This window comes from Microbacterium sp. A20, from assembly GCF_004794515.1.
Taxonomy (GTDB): Bacteria; Actinomycetota; Actinomycetes; order Actinomycetales; family Microbacteriaceae; genus Microbacterium.
In genome coordinates, this window is the sequence record NZ_SSDF01000043.1 from 21847 (window position 1) to 38598 (window position 16752).

Below are 16752 nucleotides of genomic sequence, written 5' to 3' on the forward strand. Positions count from 1 at the left end.
CATGCCCGAGATGCGGTCAGCATATGGGCATATCGCTCGAGGTTCCAGGGCTTCTCACCCTGCCTCTCACCCGTTCACCGGACCTGTCGTCCGCAGCCACGGTGGGGATCCGGCGTCGGACCGGGCTACAGCGCGTCGACGGCCTGGCGTGCGCGATCGGCGGCATCCGCCGCTGTCTCCGCACGCTTCGCGGCATCCGCACGCCGCTCTTTCGCAGGGGGCAGATCCTCCCCCACGCGAGCCGCCTCGGCGCGGGCGCGAGCGAGCTCGGCCTCGAGCTCCGACACCCGATCGGCGAGTTCCGTCGCCCTGTCCTGCAGATCCCGAAGCGCCGCGTCGCGTTTCTCGAGCTCACGCTCGGCAGCCGTCTGTTCCTTCTCGGCTGTGGCGAGCAGTCGCTCCGCCTCGCGGCGCGCGCGCCGCGCCTGCAGCTCATCCGGTGGCCGCTGCGGCACCGACTCCAGCTCCGAGATCTCGCCCGCCACGGCGTCCCGGATTTCGTCGGTCGACGCCGTCGGCTCGATCGTCCGAACCAATCGGCCGGAGGCGACAGCACCCGCTGCCGCCGGATCGAAGAAGGCAGCGGAGATGCTGCCTTCGACTGCATCCCGCGTCGCAGGCGTTATCCGCTCCCCGCGGGAACCGGCCAGCTCGGCCGCCATCTCCGCAAGGCGTCTCGTGAGCGCACGGCGCTCCCTGCCGAGCTTCGCCAGCGCCGGCGCATCCAGGTCGTCCTGCGCTTCGCGGAGCTCTGCGGCCAGCTGCAGCGCCTCCCCCAGCTGCCCGGCGCGCTCTTGCGCGAACACGTTCACCACCCAGGCCGCGACCGACGGCTTTCGCAGCGCGAGGATCCTGGACGCGAGTTCACGATCGTCGACGCTCCCCGCGCGGGCCTTCCGCGACGCCACGAACGCCTCCGGCGGCCCGCTGTACAGCGTGGCGGCGATCTCCTCGAACGTCGGGTCGGCCATGCGCCAACGATACGCCGGGCCTCCTCACGAGACACGGACTGCTCGCCGCTACTCGATGGCGAGGTGGTCCGCCCAGTCGGCGCTGACCAGGGTTCGTCCGCCGAATGCACCGTTCCCGAGGCCGGGATAGAGATAGAGCTGTCCCGACGCGGTGCGGGCGAGCAGGTCGGCGTGACCGTCGCCGTTGTAGTCGACCCCTCCGGTCAGGGCGGTGAACTCACCCCATCCGGTCCCGACCACCCGCATCGCGCGGAATCCCCCGGGCACTCCCGAATAGAACCGGAGCGCGCCGTCCACGTCAACCGCGATGATGTCCCCGCTGCCGTCGTTGTCGAAGTCGCCGCCGACGAGGAAATGGAACCCTTGCCATCCTCCGCCGAGGGGGATGTGCGATCCGCCGAAGGCACCGGTGCCGTTTCCCCGGTAGATGGTGAGCAGACCGGTTGCCGAGACCCCGAGCACGTCCTGCTTGCCGTCTCCGGTGTAGTCGGCGCCCGACGTCACGTGAAGAAGGCTGTACCAGAACTTGCCGATGCCAGCGGCCGGTGCGAATCCCCCTGCGCCGTTGCCCGCGTAGAACTCCAGCCCGCCGTCGGATCTGGTGACGAGGATGTCCGCCTTGCCGTCGTTGTTGAAGTCCGTATGGGTGAGGTGCCTGCGGGATCCGCCCCACCCGCCGAACACGGTCTTCGCCGCCGAGAAGCCGCCGGAACCATTCCCCGCGCGTAGGCGCAGGTCGCCATTGCCTGCGATCGTCAGCAGATCGGCCTTCTTGTCGCCCGAGTAGTCGGCCGAAGCGACGCCCGGCGCCTGTCCAGAACCGAGTCCGGGGAAGTAGAGCGGGAGAACACCGCCGCGGGCCACGTTCGACAGGCAGGTGAACCCGTTGTTGATCGCCGTGTACACCGCGCCGTTCAGCCGCACCTCGAAGTGCAGATGGTACGCCGGGGAGTTCCCGGTGTTGCCGACGACGCCGATCTGCTGCCCGCGGGACACCCGGGTGCCGGGGGCGTACTTGCCGGGCGAGGCCATGTGCGCATACCGCGTGACGTAACCGCCGGGATGCTCGACGTCGGTGTAGTTGCCGTAACCGCTGTTGGCTGTGCGGGACTTGATCACTCCGCCGTAAGAGGCCACGATCGGGGTGCCGCCCCCACCGCCGATGTCGATGCCGTCGTGCGCGCGGTAGTTTCCCCGACAGCCGTCGCCGACCTTCGACTGGATGTTGCCCGAGGACGGATACACCATCTGGTCGTTGACAGCTGCGGTCGCGGAGGTGCTTGCCGACAGGGAGGGAGCCACGGCTCCGATCACGACCGCGAGCACGGTGGCGATCCCGATGCGGGCGAGGCGCACACGGGACGGTCGCTTCATCTCGAAGTTCTCTCTTGCTCGGCGGCCCCAGGGACGTGATGCCCTCCGTCGTCACCGTACCAGTGCTGCGGGATCCTTCCGCGAACGCCGCCGGGAAAGAGGCGGATCCGCGCCCTCGCACGGTGTAGCGTGCAGTCATGGGAAGACTCAGGTATGACGGCACGTCGGAGCCGATCCTCATCGAGGACGAGACCCTCGCGCACCTGAAGATCGTGATCGCGACCAAGCTCCGCCGCCAGGAGAGCTTCATGATGACGTGGCGGCCTTCGAGCGGAACCGACAAGCGGGCGACGGTGTGGATCCATCCCGCGATCCCCCTGCAGTTCGGGTTCGACGACGCCGAGCCGCCCGCCGTCGATGCCCGGCTGGTCGCCGAGATGATGAAGTCCCTTAACGCCTCCGGCGAACTGGTCCTGGACCACCTCATCGCTCCGATCTGACGCCCGTCCTCAGAAACCGAGCACACAATATCCGGCCGTCGCAACTAGGCTGGGAGGCGCGCCTCGCCCTGCCGGACCTCCGCCGGGTCACGGTCGTGGCGTGAGCCCAGACGACCTCCTCCTCCGGTCGCACGATCCCGTCCATCGGGATGGAGCCGCAGCTCCGCCGTGTGGCCACGCCAGAAAGGCATGAACCTCATGAGCGAATCCTCCGGAACCGCCGACCGCGACGGCGAGCGCTCGCCGGACTTCTTCGACCAGCTGATCGAGACCTCACCCCGTGACCAGCAGGGCGCGTTCACCGTCGGTTTCCGCGGCTACGACAAGGGCGAGGTCGACGCCGCACTCGCGACCCTTCGCAATCAGCTCAAGCAGGCGGCGGCCGACGTCGCCGAGGCGCAGGCTCGCGAAGAGGAGGCCGTCGAAGCGGTGCGCGAAGAGGAGCGCAAGGCCCGCGAAGCCCTCGAGAGCGAGTTGACGGCCGCGCAGGCAAAGGTGTCAGATGCCGAGCAGCAGGTCGCGACCCTCACGTCCGAGCTCGTCGATGCTCCTCAGGCCGACGGCGAGGAGGCGCCGTCGCGTCAGCAGTTCGAGGCGATCCTGCGGGTCGCCGAAGAGCAGGCGAACGTGCTCATCCAGAACGCAGCCGTTCAGGCTGACCGCCTGATGACGTCCGCACGGGAAGAAGTGACCGCGCAGCGCGCCGAGGCGGAGGCGGACGCCGAGCGGATCACCGCCCAGGCGCAGCGCGACGCCGACCAGGTTCGCCTGAAGATGGACACCGAGTACACGGCGCACGAGGCTCGCATCGAGCGCGAAGCCGCCCACGCCGCCGAGAAGGTGAACCAGGCTGCCCAGGAGGCGACCGCGATCCGCACCGAGGCCGAGAAGGGCGCGGCCGCGCTGCGTTCCCTCGTCACCCGCGAGACCACCCAGCTGCGCGCCGATGCCGAGCGCGATGTCCGCGACATGAACGCCCGCGTGCTGGAGTTCGAAGAGACCCTCACCCGCCGCCAGGACGACGCGCAGCAGGAGTTCCTCGTGCTGCACAACCAGGCCGTGGCGCACGCCGAGCGGATCACGAATGACGCGAACGAGCAGGTCTCGGCGTCCCTCGAGCACGCTCAGCGCATCTCGGCTCGTGCCGAAGACTACGAGCGCCTGACCCGCTCGCAGGCGCAGGCGATCGAAGCCGAAGCCCAGGTGCGTGCCCGCGAGACCCTCGAGCGCGCTCGCGCGAAGGCGCAGAAGATCGTCGATTCGGTCACCGGTCACACCACGGCGGTGCTGCACGACGCGGAAGACCGCACCCGTCAGCTGCGGTGGCAGCAGCAGCAGCTGTCGAGCTTCATGGCCGAGGTCAAGGAACTCATCCGCCCCGACGGCATCTTCTCCGACGACTCGCTGCCGGCGGAGTTCACCGGAGCGGACGCACCGGTCGCCCCGGCCCCCGCTGAGGCCGTCGCCGACGAGACGCCGGAGGAGACCTTCCTCGGCGATGAGGTGCTCGAAGACGAACTCGATGACGACCGCCCGCTCGAGAAGATCACGATCGACGTGGTGGAGACCAAGAAGAAGTCCTCCAAGTAGACGCGCGAACGACAGAGGCGCGAGCAGGGATTCCTGCTCGCGCCTCTGTCGTTCCCGGACTGATCGGGCCCGGTGATGCCTGTGGGCTACGGCCGACCGAACTGCGCCACTGCGGGGCAGTCGAAGGGGTCGGCGCCGGCGGAGAGTCCGACACGGTTCAGGTACTCGATCACGATCATGTACGAGCGACCGAGGCTGGTCTCCGTGTACGGCACGTCGTTCGCTGCGCAGTAATCGCGCACGATCTCGCGCGCCTTCGCCAGGTGCGGCCGAGGCATGCTCGGGAAGAGGTGGTGCTCGACCTGGTAGTTGAGGCCGCCCATGAGCCAGGTCGTCCACCATCCGCCGCTGATGTTGCGAGAGGTGCGGACCTGCTTGGTGAAGAAGTCGAGACGAGCGCCCGGCTCGATGATCGGCATGCCCTTGTGGTTCGGAGCGAACGCGGCGCCCATGTAGACGCCGAACACCGCGAACTGCACGCCCATGAAGGCGAACGCCATTCCGAGCGGAAGCATCATGAACACGGGCACGAGGATGAGGGCGAACCGCAGCGCGATGATGCTCAGCTCGGTCCAGCGTCCCTTGACGTTCTTCGTCGTCAGGAGATATCTCAGACCGAGGAAGTGGAGGTTCAATCCCTCGAGCGTGAGCAGCGGGAAGAAGAGCCAGCCCTGCTTGCGGGTGATGAGCTTGATGAGCCCCTTCGCCTTCGCGGCGTCTTCTTCGAGGAAGGAGATCGTGTCGACCTCGATATCGGGGTCCTTGCCGACCTGATTCGGGTTGCCGTGATGTTTGGTGTGCTTCGAGTCCCACCACGAGTAGCTCATGCCGATGCTGGCGATCACGATGCGGGCGAGCTTGAAGTTCGCCGGACCCGTGGTGAGGATCTGACGGTGCGCGGCCTCATGTCCGAGGAAGGCGATCTGCGTCAGGACGATGCCGAGGCCGGCGGCGATGAGCAGCTGGAACCAGCTGTCGCCGAGCAGGATGAAACCGGTGATGAGGCCGCCGAGGGCGACCGCGATGCCGGCGGCCACGAAGACGTAGAACCACTGCGTGCGGCCGAGGAGTCCTGTCTCCTTGACCACCTGCGAAACCTGCTTGTATGCCTTGGCCATGGGCGGGAAATCCGCGTTGCCGGAATACGTCTGACGAATCGGACCCAGCGTTGCCGCGGTCGGTTCGATCTGTGTGATGGAGATGATCTTCTCCTGACGATCGGAGCCCTTGAGCTGTGAAAGCCCAAGGCGATTGCCCAACGCTTACCTCACAGTAGCCCCGGCCCCATGCGCCTACGGGAATACATCCGCACCCCTTGACGGACTGCTCCCGGTGTGCGTGAAGCCTCGTTTCAGGCGCGAGCGCGGCGCGTCATCCGACGCCATGCCCGCGGAAGGATCGGGGCGAAGGCGGGCCCCGGCCCCGCGGGCTCGTGCGCCTCTTCGAGCGCGCGGAACGCGTCGTCGAGGGCGTCGAACGTGCCGAGCTCGGTGCCGTGGTTGTCGCGCACGAGGTGCGTGGCGCCGTCGAACTCGACGAACCCGGCGAATTCGCCGGCACGGGTCGCGACGTGCACGTCGGCGTCGGCCTGCTTCCAGGTCAACGGATCCGACGGAGGAAAGGTGGTCATACTCATGGTGATGCTCATTGCTGTGTGGCGGACACGCATCGGCGCTCCGCAAGATGTGAGATCGAGGGCGGAATCCGCACGCATCGATGTGCGCGGTCCGTGATGGCCCTGATCAGTGGCGACGTGGCGGCCGAGAGGGGGCGAGCACACACGTTGCATCATCAGCATAGCAGATCGGCTTCTCGGGCTCGAATCCCGCAGTGCCACCCTCAGTTCGCCGGCGGCTGCCCACCGCTTCCCGGTCCTCCCGCACCGCCTCCGGGTGCAGCGCCTGCGGTGGGTGCCGTCGTCGTGTCGACACCGATCGTCAGTGTGGCGGTGTATCCCGCCGAGACTCCCCCGCTGACCGTCGCGATCTGGAGGGCACCGGAGTCATCGCCGAACACGTTGTCGCTCGCGAGCGTGATCTGCCCGAGGTTCCGCGCGGATCCGTCGTACGCCGCCTCCGCGTACACGTCCGTGCAGGCCGTCTCCGGCAGCGCGAGCTGCGACGTGGCGATCGCGGTCGACGAATCGGTGATCGACGCCACATCCGGATAGATCTCGAAGTGGATGTGGGGCCAGCGGCCGGAGTAGCAGCCGGGGAAGACCGACGTGAACGACACGGTGCCGTCGGCGTCCGCCACCTGCACGCCTCGCAGATACGTGACGTCTTCCAGGCCGGAGGAGTACATCGAGTACTCGCCCTGGGCGGTGCAGTGCCAGGCATAGACCGCGACTCCGGCGAAGGGCACGCCCCCGTTGGCCAGATCGAGGATCTGCAGCTCGAAGGTGAGCGGCACCCCGTCCGCGGTCGCCGCGCCATCGATCGACGAGCGGATGTCCCGACGGACGATGCCCGAGTCCTCGAGTACGTCTGGACCGTTGGACCCGTCACCCGGATAGGGTCCGGCCGTCTCGTCGGGGATCTCCGCCACGCTCGCCGCGGCGTCGCTCCCGTCGGCGGACGCGGACGGCGTCGACGCGCTCGAGGAGCCACCCGAGGCCGTGGGCGCGCAGGCCGCGAGCACGACGGCCCCGAGGCCGATGCCGGCGAGACCGAGGACGCCCCGTCTGCTCATCAGCGTGCGGATGTCGAACGCGGCGCCCTGATCGACCACCTCCTCGTCGATGCGGTCGAGCAGGCGTCCCTCGTATGCAGGGCCGTCGGGGGTCTGGGTGGGTTCGGGAATGCGCATGATCGTGCTCCTCGCGAGTGGACCGGTGGTGGTTGACCACCATGGTTCCCGAGCAGCTGATCAGGGGCCTTTGCTCGGCCTATGTGTTGATGATGTCCTCGCGCACCACCGGGGGCCGGAGCACCAGGACGACGACGATGCCGGCGAGGATCACGGCGGTCAGGGTCACGGGGATGGGGAGCACGGGATCCAGCAGCACCAGCAGTGCACCCAGCGGGACCACCGTGTTCACGACGCGGTCGGCGTTCTCGCGGATGGCTATCCACCAGATGCCGATGAGGAAGATCGCGATGGGGATGGTGACCGTGAAGGAGGCGGCGACCGTGGACAGATGGCTGGCTCCCGTCAGGACGTCGATCTCGACTTCGATACCGGCCGAGAAGGCCGCGGCGGCCGCGAACACGAAGTAGTGGCTGTAGCCGTAGCGTAGCGAGCGCCGGAAGGTCGTGATCGCACGGTGATGCGGCGGCCAGAAGTAGATCCACCAGAGCGACGCCGTCACCACGAGGGTGAGCACCGCGATCGCGATCAGCGGGCCGAGGGAGTCGACCTCGTCGAGCGCGTCGATGATGGCGTTGGCCGACGCCAGCAGACTCTCACCGAGAACGATCAGCGTGAACAGCCCGTATCGCTCTGTGATGTGGTGCGGGTGCCACGGGGTCTGTCGGCGGTGCTCCGCGAACACCGGGACACCGATCTCGATGAGCGCGAACACGACGAAGGCGACCAGCTGCAGAGGGCCGCTCGGAATGAGCAGGAACAGGATCCACAGCACCTGCACCGCAGCGATCCCGAAGGCGTACCGTCGTGTCGCCGAACGCAGCGGCCCTGCCGAGCGCGAGGCACGCAACCACTGCGCCACCATCGCGACACGCATCACGACGTAACCGAGGACCGGGACGGTGAAGTCCCCGTCCTCGAAGGCACGGGGAACACCGGCCGCGAGCACCAGGACACCTCCCATCTGCACGAACGTCGTGACGCGGTAGAGCCAGTCATCGGTGTCGAACGAGGTGGCGAACCAGGTGAAGTTCATCCACGCCCACCAGATCGCGAAGAACACCATCGCGTAGGAGGTGATGCCGTGCACGAAGTCCGCGTGGCCGAGCGCGTGATGCAGCTCTGCGGAGGCGATGCTCACCGCGACCACGAAGACCAGGTCGAAGAACAGCTCGAGGGTGCTCGCGGTGCGATGCGGCTGCGAGGGATCGCGAGGCGACATCGTGCGGAGCTGGAAGCGCGAGGCGACGGAATCGGCGGTCACCCGCCACAGAATAGCGCTCGCGCGGCACCCGTTCGGAAGCCGAGTTCATCCATTCGTAAGAAATACTTCCGATTCATAGGGAGCTTCCGCTACAGTAAGAAAGTCTGCAGTGCCTGCTGTCAGCGATCACCGTGTGGGACGGTGAGAACGCACTCCGTGATGTGGGAATCACGGGGAGTTTCAGCAGGACCCGAGGGGTCGGGACGCAGACGATGCCGTGAACGTGGGGTTCATGGTCTGGGGAAACTGGGGAAACACATGTCGCACTGGGGTTTTTTGCGTACATTCACGGCTCAAGGGGCCTCGGCATGACTTCCGTCGAGGATGCTCTGAGCATCACTCGTACGGCCTTCGTGCCGGTCGCGGCTCCGCGAGCCACCAAGTCGGTGACGCGCACGGTGGTCACACCGCGCGCTTCGGCGACTCTGGAACGGCGCCGTCAGTGGGAGCGTCGCTATCGGATGCGGTTGCGGATCACGGATGCGGCCGTCATCCTGTTCGCGCTCGGTCTGACGGCAGCGATCCAGCTGGTCACCGGTGTCTCCGGGGCAGAGGTCCTGCGCGACGGCATTCCGCTCGCCGCGCTGTGGTACCTCATGCTCAGCGCGATGCACACGCGGGACGCCGCGTTGTTCCGCGCCAGCGCCACCGAGTACCGCGGCGTCGTGCACGCCACCGGACTCGCATTCGGGATCATCGCCATCGTGGCGGTCCTGCTCGCATGGAAGTCGATGCAACTGACGCTGCTGCTGGGGCTGCCCGTCGGTGTGCTGACGCTTCTGGTGACCAGGTGGCTGTGGCGCCACTGGCTGCAGACGCAGCGCTCCCAGGGGAGGTTCGCCTCCCGCACCCTCGTCGTCGGCAACAGGGACGACGTGGAGTATGTGGTCCGGACGCTGCACCCGATCGGCGCATCCGGGTACCAGGTGGTCGGCGCGACGCTGCTCGACGGCAACGCGCGCGACATCGTGATCGACGACACGCGGTTCCCGGTTCTGGGGAACGTGAACTCCGTGTCGTCGATCGCCGCCGAAGTCGGCGCAGACACGATCATCGTGGCGAGCCGACCCGAGGGTGAGCCGGAGTTCGTGAAGCAGTTGAGCTGGCAGCTCGAAGGGACCGCTGCCGAGCTCGTGCTCTCCAGCCGCCTCACCGATGTCGCGGGTCCGCGCATCTCTTTCGCACCGGTCGAAGGCCTGCCGCTGATCCAGGTGCAGATTCCGACATACGAAGGTGGCCAGCACCTGCTCAAGCGGGCACTGGACGTCGCCGTCGCCACGCTGGCGCTGATCCCGATCGGTCTGCTCGCCCCCGTGCTCGCGCTGCTGATCAAGCTGGACTCGCCGGGTCCGGTCTTCTTCTTCCAGGAGCGGGTCGGCCGTGATGGTCGCCGGTTCAAGATGGTCAAGTTCCGCTCCATGAAGACCGACGCCGAGCAGCAGCTCGCCGCGCTCAAGGCGCAGAACGAGGGCGCCGGCCTCCTCTTCAAGATGAAGGACGACCCGCGCGTCACCCGCATCGGTCGCGTGCTGCGCAAGCTCTCGCTCGACGAGCTGCCGCAGTTCTGGAACGTGCTCGTGGGCGACATGAGCGTCGTCGGGCCCCGTCCGCCGCTGCCCAGCGAGGTCACCGCCTACGACGGCACGGTTTTCCGCCGCCTCTACATCAAGCCGGGGATCACCGGTCTGTGGCAGGTCTCGGGCCGCAGCGACCTCTCGTGGGACGAGAGCGTGCGCCTCGACCTGCGTTACGTGGAGAACTGGTCCGTGATGAATGACCTGCAGATCATGTGGCGAACTGCCAAGGTCATGGTGCAGCCCAGCGGGGCATACTGATCGGATGAGCAATTCGAAACGCCTCACCATCGCGATGGTGGGGACCCGAGGAGTGCCTGCGGCGTACGGCGGCTTCGAGACGGCGGTTGAGGAAGTCGGCCGCCGTCTCGCGGATCGCGGTCACGACGTCGTCGTCTACACGCGCGGATCGGAGCATCGGGAGAAGGAGTACCTCGGCATGAAGGTCGTGCACCTTCCCGCCGTCCCGGTGAAACAGATCGAGACGCTCAGTCACACCGGGCTCTCGGCACTTCACCTGTGCTTTCGGCGGCGCCCGGACGCGACCTTCGTGTTCAACGCCGCCAACTCCCCCTTCCTCCCGCTGCTCCGTCTGCGCCGGGCCCCCGTCGCCCTGCACATGGACGGCCTCGAATGGCGCCGTTCGAAGTGGGGCCCGCGCGGCAGGGCCTACTACCGGTGGGCCGAGCAGTTCGGCGTCCGGACCGCCGACGCCCTGATCGCGGACGCACCGGGAATCGCGGACTACTACCGCCATCAGTTCGACGTCCCGACGGAGATGATCCGCTACGGCGCCCCGATCCTCGAGGAGCTGCCGGAACGCGGCGTCGCTGAGATGGGGCTCACCTCGGGCGGCTACCACCTCGTCGTGGCCCGGTTCGAGCCCGAGAACCACGTACTCGAGATCGTCGAGGGCTACCGCGACAGCGACGCGAAGCTCCCGCTCGTCGTCGTCGGGTCGGCGCCGTACAGCGCCGGGTACACCCAGGAGATCCAGCGCGTTGCCGAGGGCGACGAACGGATCAGACTCGTCGGCGGCGTGTACGACCAGGAGCTGCTCGATGCCCTCTATGCGAACGCGATGACGTACCTGCACGGTCATTCCGTCGGTGGCACGAACCCTTCGCTCCTGCGCGCCATGGGTGCTGGAACAGCGGTGATCGGCTTCGATGTGCCCTTCAACCGCGAAGTGCTCGACGGCAACGGATGGTTCTTCACCGATGCCGCCGACGTCGCCGCTCAGGTTCTCGCCGCGGAGGCCGACCCGGACCTGACCGCCTCACGAGGGAAGATCGTGCAGGAGATCGCGCGCACCCGGTTCCGTTGGGACGATGTCGCGGATGAGTACGAGGCCCTCGCACACAGGCTCGCGGAGGGATCGAGCATCCATCGATCGGCGCGACGAGCGCGGCGGCGCACCACCGACTGGTCCCCCGCTCCTGCCGATCCGGCAACGCGATGAGCGGCGGCGGAAAAGGGCGCACGGTCCTTCTCGTGCACCCCGGCGCGGAGATGTTCGGTTCGGACCGGATGCTGCTCGAGAGCGCGATCGGCCTGGTCCAAGCGGGCGCCCGGGTCGTGGTCGCACTGCCGAGTTCGGGCCTGCTCGTCCCGGAGCTCCGCGCGGCCGGTGCCGAGGTGGTCATCATCCCGATGCTCGTCCTGCGAAAGGTCCTGCTGACCCCGCGCGGGCTGCCCCGCCTCTTCCGCGACACCTTCCGCGGCCTCGGTGCCGCGTGGCGGCTGATCGGGCGGATTCGGCCCGACGCCGTGTACGTCTCGACGATCATCATCCCCCAGTGGCCGCTGATCGCCCGGCTGCGCCGCACCCGCTCGGTGAGTCACGTACATGAAGCCGAGGCGTCCGGAAACAGGCTCGTGAACGGCATCCTCTACTCACCGCATCTCGCCTCTGAGCGCACGATCGTGAACAGCCGGTTCAGCCTCGACACGATCCGCGCCGCGTTGCCGATCCTCGCGCGACGTGCGCACGTGGTCTACAACGGCGTCGCCTCTCCTCCGCATCCGATCTCGCCCCGTCCGCGCATCGAACGCGCGCTTCGCGTGCTCTACATCGGCCGGCTGTCGCCGCGAAAGGGGCCCGACCTCGTCATCGAGGCCGCCTCAGCGCTGCACACCGCGGGACGGGCCGTCGACGTCACCCTTCTCGGCGCGGTCTTCGAAGGGTACGAGTGGTTCGAGCGTGACCTTCGAGAACAGGCCACAGCGGCGGGCGTGCCCGTCGACTTCGCCGGGTTCCATTCCGAGATCTGGCCGTTCCTCGCCGAAGCGGATGTCCTCGTCGTCCCCTCACGCGTCGACGAGCCGTTCGGGAACACGGCCGTCGAGGGCATCCTCGCTCTCCGGCCCGTGATCGCGAGCGACAGCAGCGGACTCCGAGAGGCAGCAGGTGGATACGCCACCGCCCAGCTGGTCACCGCCGGCGACGCAGAGTCGATCGCCACCGCGCTGACCGACATCCATGCGCGCTGGAACGAGATGGTCTCCACCGTCGCCGACAGCCGCGCCGAGGCGCTCCGCCGCCACGCCCCCGATGTGTACCGCTCGAGCATCACCGCTCACGTCCTGCGTTGAGCCCGGCCGCCGCACGCGGACGCCCGTCTACGCGACGTCGTCGCTCGGCTGCGGCACCGACTCCTGACTGCCGGCCGTGAGCCGCGTCTTGTGACGCACGATGTAGATCGAGAACGGGATCAGCTGGCACACCAGCAACGCGAACGCCACGCCGATCAGGGGTCCGGCGATGCCGAGCACGGGGGTGAGGACGAACGAGAGGCCGATGCCCACGGCCGCCATGCTCAGCGTGGGGATCACCTGGAAGCGGATGCCGGGCTTGTCCATGATGAACATCCCCAGCGGGTACACGGCCGCGGTCATCATGATCATGAGGCCGAAGGCGAAGATGGTGCTCGGACGCACTGTCAGCTCACCCTGTGTGATGAAGCCGAAGAGCCACGGCCCGACCAGCCAGACCACGAACGTCGCGACCGCGATGGCGGTGGCGAACAGCGCGGAGAGCAGGAACGGACCGCGCTGGAGACCGCCGTCGTGGCGCTTGCGGGCGAAATGCGGCCAGAGTGCCAGACCACCGGCCATCACCAGCCCGTTGAGAGCGAAGAAGACCTGTCCGGCCACTCCGTACTCGGCGACGTCCGTCGGCCCTCCGAGCTGAGCGATCACGTAGCGCTGAGAACCCACGGCGATCGGATACGTCACCATCTGCGCCAGCATCGGCCAGCCGACATCCATCACGCGCACGCCGGGGAAGCGCCGCGGACGCAGGACCATTCGGGCAGCCGCCGGGATGAGGGGTGAGGTCGTGCGTGCCGTGATCAGGATGCCCAGCACCGAGACGAGGAAGGACGCCGCGAAGGATGCGATCGCGACGAACGAGTGCAGGTTCTCTCCGCCCAGGGTGAGGATCAACCACACGCCCACCATCGTCAGCGGCGAGATCAATCCCTGGAGGAGGATCACGACGTGATTGCGTCGCTGGCCCAGCATGATGCGCGCCCAGACACCGAGCGGAATCCCGAGGCAGAAGATCGTCACGCAGTAGAACGCCGCGAGTGACGCCCCCGGGCGTCCGCCGGCCTCTCCGAAGACGACCTCCCACGCGCCGGTGAGCACGAGGACGGTGTTGATCGCCATCGCACTCGCCGCGAAGAGGAGCAGGACCCGGCCGACGGAGGTGAGCTGATACCTCAGCTTCTCGTCCGTGCGCACATCGTCGCTCGTCGCGACGGCGTTGACCAGGACCGCCCCGCTGCCGAGGTCGGTGAACGTCAGCAGCGAGGGGATCGTGATCAGCAAGGTGTAGAGGGCGAAGCTGTCGACGCCCGCGCCGCCGATGATCATGCGCGTCGTGAGAACGCCACAGACAAGCGCGATGACCATCGTCAGCGCGCGGGCGCCGACAGCGAGAAGTGAACCCATACCTACATCGTCACCGCTGCTGGGCCCCCAGTGTCGCGCTGTTGGCGGGGAGTCGCGATACCGAGGCCACATCCGCCGGTACGGGCACCGCCCCCGATGCCTGACCCGGCGTCCGGGGGGTCAGCAGCGCGTACCCGGAACCGACGATGCTCGGGCCTTCGATGAACTGCGACCGACGATCGTGCCCGGTCGCTGCGGTGAAGGCCGCGAGCGTATCGGTGACCGCCGGGTCCCTCGACACCGCGCCCCGGGACCATGCCGAGAACCATCGCGGAGTGCCCGGCGCTGCACGGTGGTAGAGGTTGCCGTCGATACTCGACACCATCTGCGCACCGGTGAACACCAGCGAGAAGTCCTGCACGCACACGAGACAGTTGCCGGCGCTCTCCGCCATGACATTGTTCGACACCACGGTGTTCCGAACGATCCAGGGCGCCAGCGGCGCGTACCGCGTGCGGGGGTCGTGCCCCGCGGCGTTCGGGTCGGACGCGCGGCGCGAGTCCTGCCCGATGCTGATGTTGCGGTTCGCGTTCCCGACGAACGTGTTGTTCCAGATCTTCACATTGCCGGAGTTGAGCACGAAGAGGCCGAAGTCTCCGTTCCGGGCGATGATGTTGTCGGCGACCACCGCACGTTCGGACAGTTCGACCATCAGGCCGTGACCGGTGTTGCCGATCACGTCGTTACCGGTGAAGGCGATGTCGAGGACCGACTCGTCGAACCACGGTCCGCGCCCCTTGTTCCCGGTGAACGCGCTGTCCGTCACGGTCACCTTCTGCGTTCGCGTGACCTTGAATGCACCCGACACCGGAGAGTGGTTGAAGCCCTCCGAGTTGTTGCCGGTGGAGAGCATCTGCGTCACCTTGAGCCCGTCGGCCTGGGAGGCGCCGCCACCCAGCAGTCCGTTGCCGATCAACGACACCCGGGTCAGGGTGGTGCGCGGAGACCACGAGTAGAAGCCGGTCGTGGAGTTGTCGCGGATCGTCACATCCGTGAGCGACACGTCGGCAGCCGCCGCGATCACCGTGCCCATCTCGGGAACGGAGGTGGCGTATCGACGGACACCGATCCCCCGGATCTCCGACCCGACCGAACGGATCGAGAGGGCCTGCGAGAGTACGCCCGCCTCGACCGTCTTACCCGTGGGGTTCGTGCCGATCACGAGTCGCTTCGCCGCGTCATCGACGTAGAACGTCCCCGCCTTCACCTGCGCTGCGGTGGCGACCTCGCTCAGCTGCACGCCTGCCACCCAGACCTGGTCCGGATGAGCGGCCATGGGACGCGCCGGGTCGATGAAGCGCCAGTCGGCCTGGGTGTAGTCGGGGGCACCCTTGACGTAGGTCGGGCTGGAGTCGAGCTTGGTCGTCCAGCCGTCGACCACCCAGGTGCTTCCTGATGCCTTCCACCCGGTGACCGACTTCGCCCCGTCGAGCCAGACCGCCTCGTTCGACGCCGGCTGGATGGTGACCTTCTTCTGCGGCGGGATCACGACCTGCTCGTGATAGGTGCCCCCACGCAGAACAATGGTGCCGCCGTTCGGGACCAGACGCAGCGCGGCGCCGATCGTCTTGACCGGTGAGTTCTTGGTGCCGGCAGCGCCGTCCGATCCCGAGGGCGCGGCATAGATCGCCGTCGCCGGAGCCTCGTAGGAGAGGGAGCCGGGGACTCGTGCGCCCGGTTCGCCACGCACGCCTGCCGGCGTGGCCGGTGCCGGTGCCGGAGCAGGGACCGGAGCGGGAGCCGGAGCGGGAGCCGGAGCGGGGGCCGGAGCGGGGGCCGGGGCAGGCGTCGGTTTCGGGGTCGGGGTCGGCGCAGGAGCCGGAGCAGCGACGGCGGTGGCGCGGATGTCATCGATACCGACGGGCACCGCCGACTTCGCCCCGGAAGAGGTATAGAGCGCGAAGGCGTAGCCACCGGGCTTCTGGATGCGGGTGGAGGAGGCATCCGTGTGCGACACCTGCCACGCCGTCGGCTCCGCGGTACCGGAGACCCACGCCTTCGCCGAGAGGGCGACCGGGTTGGTACCGGTCACGCGAAGCGCCACGTCGAGCGAGGTTCCACTCTTCACGGTCAACGGCAGGCGGCGCTCAGCGAGGTTCTGCACTCCGGTGAGGTCGGTGAGTCGCACGACGGACACGTAGGCCGAGCCATCAGGATGGACGCGCACCCGCACCGCGTACGAATCCTTGCCGGAGACGCGGACCGCCTGGGCCAGATAGAGCGGCCCGCCGACGGGGAGCTTCGGGATGGAGAGCGAGAATCGGCTGTCGACGTCGGCAGCAGAGACGCCGGCGACGCTCGCACGGGCGGTGATCCCCGGCTTGCGGCTGGCGAGCAGCGCCACATCTCCCGTGACGCTGGAGGAGCCTTCGACGACGCGCCACGCGCCGACGGCCGACGAACCCCATCCGGCACCGACGGTGCGGTCCATGTTGTCGTCGATGACGGGAGCCGGAGCCGCCGCTGCAGGGCGCGCCGCTGCCGGGGAGACGTCTGCCGAAGCGGACGCCGGCACCGACGTCAGCGCGGCGGTGACCCCCAGCACGGCGGCGAGAGCACCCGCGACCGCCCGCCGGGGGCGCTGTCGGAGCCGAGAGGAGGTCCCCCGAGAAGGGGGGAGCACAAGGAACGGAAAGGACATGATGTCACCGTTTTCTGGGGCAGGTTCTACGATCAACCAGCACCTCGCCGCTGTTTACACCCCGGCGGTGAAGTGCGAGTCCCCCTCGCAACTCATGAAGAGTAACCGGCTCGGGAGGCAAAGACAAACGGAC

13 protein-coding genes are annotated in these 16752 nt (G+C 67.9%); 5 read left to right on the forward strand and 8 right to left on the reverse strand.

The features are described 5' to 3' along the window. Positions 1 to 125: 125 nt before the first annotated feature. Together DW298_RS02710 and DW298_RS02715 are read right to left on the reverse strand one after the other, a co-directional pair. Positions 126 to 971 (reverse strand): transposase, encoded by an 846-nt coding sequence (locus DW298_RS02710; RefSeq protein WP_136040971.1) that lies wholly within the window; start codon positions 969 to 971, stop codon positions 126 to 128. 48 nt (positions 972 to 1019) lie between these two features. Next, positions 1020 to 2345, reverse strand: coding sequence for a VCBS repeat domain-containing M23 family metallopeptidase (locus tag DW298_RS02715; protein ID WP_136040972.1), 1326 nt, complete (start codon positions 2343 to 2345; stop codon positions 1020 to 1022). Positions 2346 to 2482: 137 nt separating this feature from the next. Here DW298_RS02715 and DW298_RS02720 point away from each other — a divergent pair, with 137 nt between their 5' ends. Beyond that, complete coding sequence (locus tag DW298_RS02720) at positions 2483 to 2785, forward strand: hypothetical protein (protein WP_136040973.1); 303 nt, start codon at positions 2483 to 2485, stop codon at positions 2783 to 2785. A 198-nt stretch (positions 2786 to 2983) separates the two neighbouring features. Continuing rightward, complete coding sequence (locus DW298_RS02725; RefSeq protein WP_136040974.1) at positions 2984 to 4375, forward strand: cell division initiation protein; 1392 nt, start codon at positions 2984 to 2986, stop codon at positions 4373 to 4375. Positions 4376 to 4461: 86 nt separating this feature from the next. On the opposite strand, the gene DW298_RS02730 is transcribed toward DW298_RS02725, so the two are convergent. From DW298_RS02730 to DW298_RS02745, 4 genes are all read right to left on the reverse strand, one after another. Then, positions 4462 to 5580 carry an acyl-CoA desaturase gene (locus DW298_RS02730; RefSeq protein WP_240744998.1) on the reverse strand — a complete coding sequence of 373 codons (1119 nt, stop codon included), beginning with the start codon at positions 5578 to 5580 and terminating at the stop codon, positions 4462 to 4464. Positions 5581 to 5726: 146 nt separating this feature from the next. Next, complete coding sequence (locus DW298_RS02735; protein ID WP_136040975.1) at positions 5727 to 6011, reverse strand: hypothetical protein; 285 nt, start codon at positions 6009 to 6011, stop codon at positions 5727 to 5729. A gap of 203 nt (positions 6012 to 6214) precedes the next feature. Further along, on the reverse strand, positions 6215 to 7183 hold the full coding sequence (locus tag DW298_RS02740; protein ID WP_136040976.1) for an intradiol ring-cleavage dioxygenase: 969 nt from the start codon (positions 7181 to 7183) through the stop codon (positions 6215 to 6217). A gap of 79 nt (positions 7184 to 7262) precedes the next feature. After that, positions 7263 to 8405 (reverse strand): low temperature requirement protein A, encoded by a 1143-nt coding sequence (locus DW298_RS02745; protein ID WP_136041006.1) that lies wholly within the window; start codon positions 8403 to 8405, stop codon positions 7263 to 7265. 350 nt (positions 8406 to 8755) lie between these two features. Between DW298_RS02745 and DW298_RS02750 the strand changes: the two genes are divergently transcribed. The 3 genes from DW298_RS02750 to DW298_RS02760 are packed head-to-tail and all read left to right on the forward strand — an operon-like array spanning position 8756 to position 12616. Beyond that, complete coding sequence (locus tag DW298_RS02750; RefSeq protein ID WP_136040977.1) at positions 8756 to 10282, forward strand: sugar transferase; 1527 nt, start codon at positions 8756 to 8758, stop codon at positions 10280 to 10282. Positions 10283 to 10286: 4 nt separating this feature from the next. Further along, positions 10287 to 11483 (forward strand): DUF1972 domain-containing protein, encoded by a 1197-nt coding sequence (locus DW298_RS02755; RefSeq protein WP_136040978.1) that lies wholly within the window; start codon positions 10287 to 10289, stop codon positions 11481 to 11483. Beyond that, positions 11480 to 12616: a glycosyltransferase family 4 protein gene (locus tag DW298_RS02760; protein WP_136040979.1), complete on the forward strand. Its 1137-nt coding sequence runs from the start codon at positions 11480 to 11482 to the stop codon at positions 12614 to 12616. The genes DW298_RS02755 and DW298_RS02760 overlap by 4 nt, the downstream gene beginning before the upstream one ends. 27 nt (positions 12617 to 12643) lie before the next feature. Here the strand turns inward: DW298_RS02760 and DW298_RS02765 are convergent, their stop codons facing one another. Both DW298_RS02765 and DW298_RS02770 read right to left on the reverse strand, forming a co-directional pair. Next, positions 12644 to 13978 carry a hypothetical protein gene (locus tag DW298_RS02765; protein WP_136040980.1) on the reverse strand — a complete coding sequence of 445 codons (1335 nt, stop codon included), beginning with the start codon at positions 13976 to 13978 and terminating at the stop codon, positions 12644 to 12646. A 10-nt stretch (positions 13979 to 13988) separates the two neighbouring features. Continuing rightward, positions 13989 to 16619 carry a right-handed parallel beta-helix repeat-containing protein gene (locus DW298_RS02770; protein ID WP_240744992.1) on the reverse strand — a complete coding sequence of 877 codons (2631 nt, stop codon included), beginning with the start codon at positions 16617 to 16619 and terminating at the stop codon, positions 13989 to 13991. Positions 16620 to 16752: the final 133 nt, after the last annotated feature.

Coding starts and splice junctions, on each gene's coding strand:
- DW298_RS02710 (WP_136040971.1), bottom strand. CDS start 971: ATGGCCGACCCGACGTTCGAGGAGATCGCCGCCACGCTGTACAGCGGG.
- DW298_RS02715 (WP_136040972.1), bottom strand. CDS start 2,345: ATGAAGCGACCGTCCCGTGTGCGCCTCGCCCGCATCGGGATCGCCACC.
- DW298_RS02720 (WP_136040973.1), top strand. CDS start 2,483: ATGGGAAGACTCAGGTATGACGGCACGTCGGAGCCGATCCTCATCGAG.
- DW298_RS02725 (WP_136040974.1), top strand. CDS start 2,984: ATGAGCGAATCCTCCGGAACCGCCGACCGCGACGGCGAGCGCTCGCCG.
- DW298_RS02735 (WP_136040975.1), bottom strand. CDS start 6,011: ATGAGTATGACCACCTTTCCTCCGTCGGATCCGTTGACCTGGAAGCAG.
- DW298_RS02740 (WP_136040976.1), bottom strand. CDS start 7,183: ATGCGCATTCCCGAACCCACCCAGACCCCCGACGGCCCTGCATACGAG.
- DW298_RS02745 (WP_136041006.1), bottom strand. CDS start 8,405: ATGTCGCCTCGCGATCCCTCGCAGCCGCATCGCACCGCGAGCACCCTC.
- DW298_RS02750 (WP_136040977.1), top strand. CDS start 8,756: ATGACTTCCGTCGAGGATGCTCTGAGCATCACTCGTACGGCCTTCGTG.
- DW298_RS02755 (WP_136040978.1), top strand. CDS start 10,287: ATGAGCAATTCGAAACGCCTCACCATCGCGATGGTGGGGACCCGAGGA.
- DW298_RS02760 (WP_136040979.1), top strand. CDS start 11,480: ATGAGCGGCGGCGGAAAAGGGCGCACGGTCCTTCTCGTGCACCCCGGC.
- DW298_RS02765 (WP_136040980.1), bottom strand. CDS start 13,978: ATGGGTTCACTTCTCGCTGTCGGCGCCCGCGCGCTGACGATGGTCATC.
- DW298_RS02770 (WP_240744992.1), bottom strand. CDS start 16,619: ATGTCCTTTCCGTTCCTTGTGCTCCCCCCTTCTCGGGGGACCTCCTCT.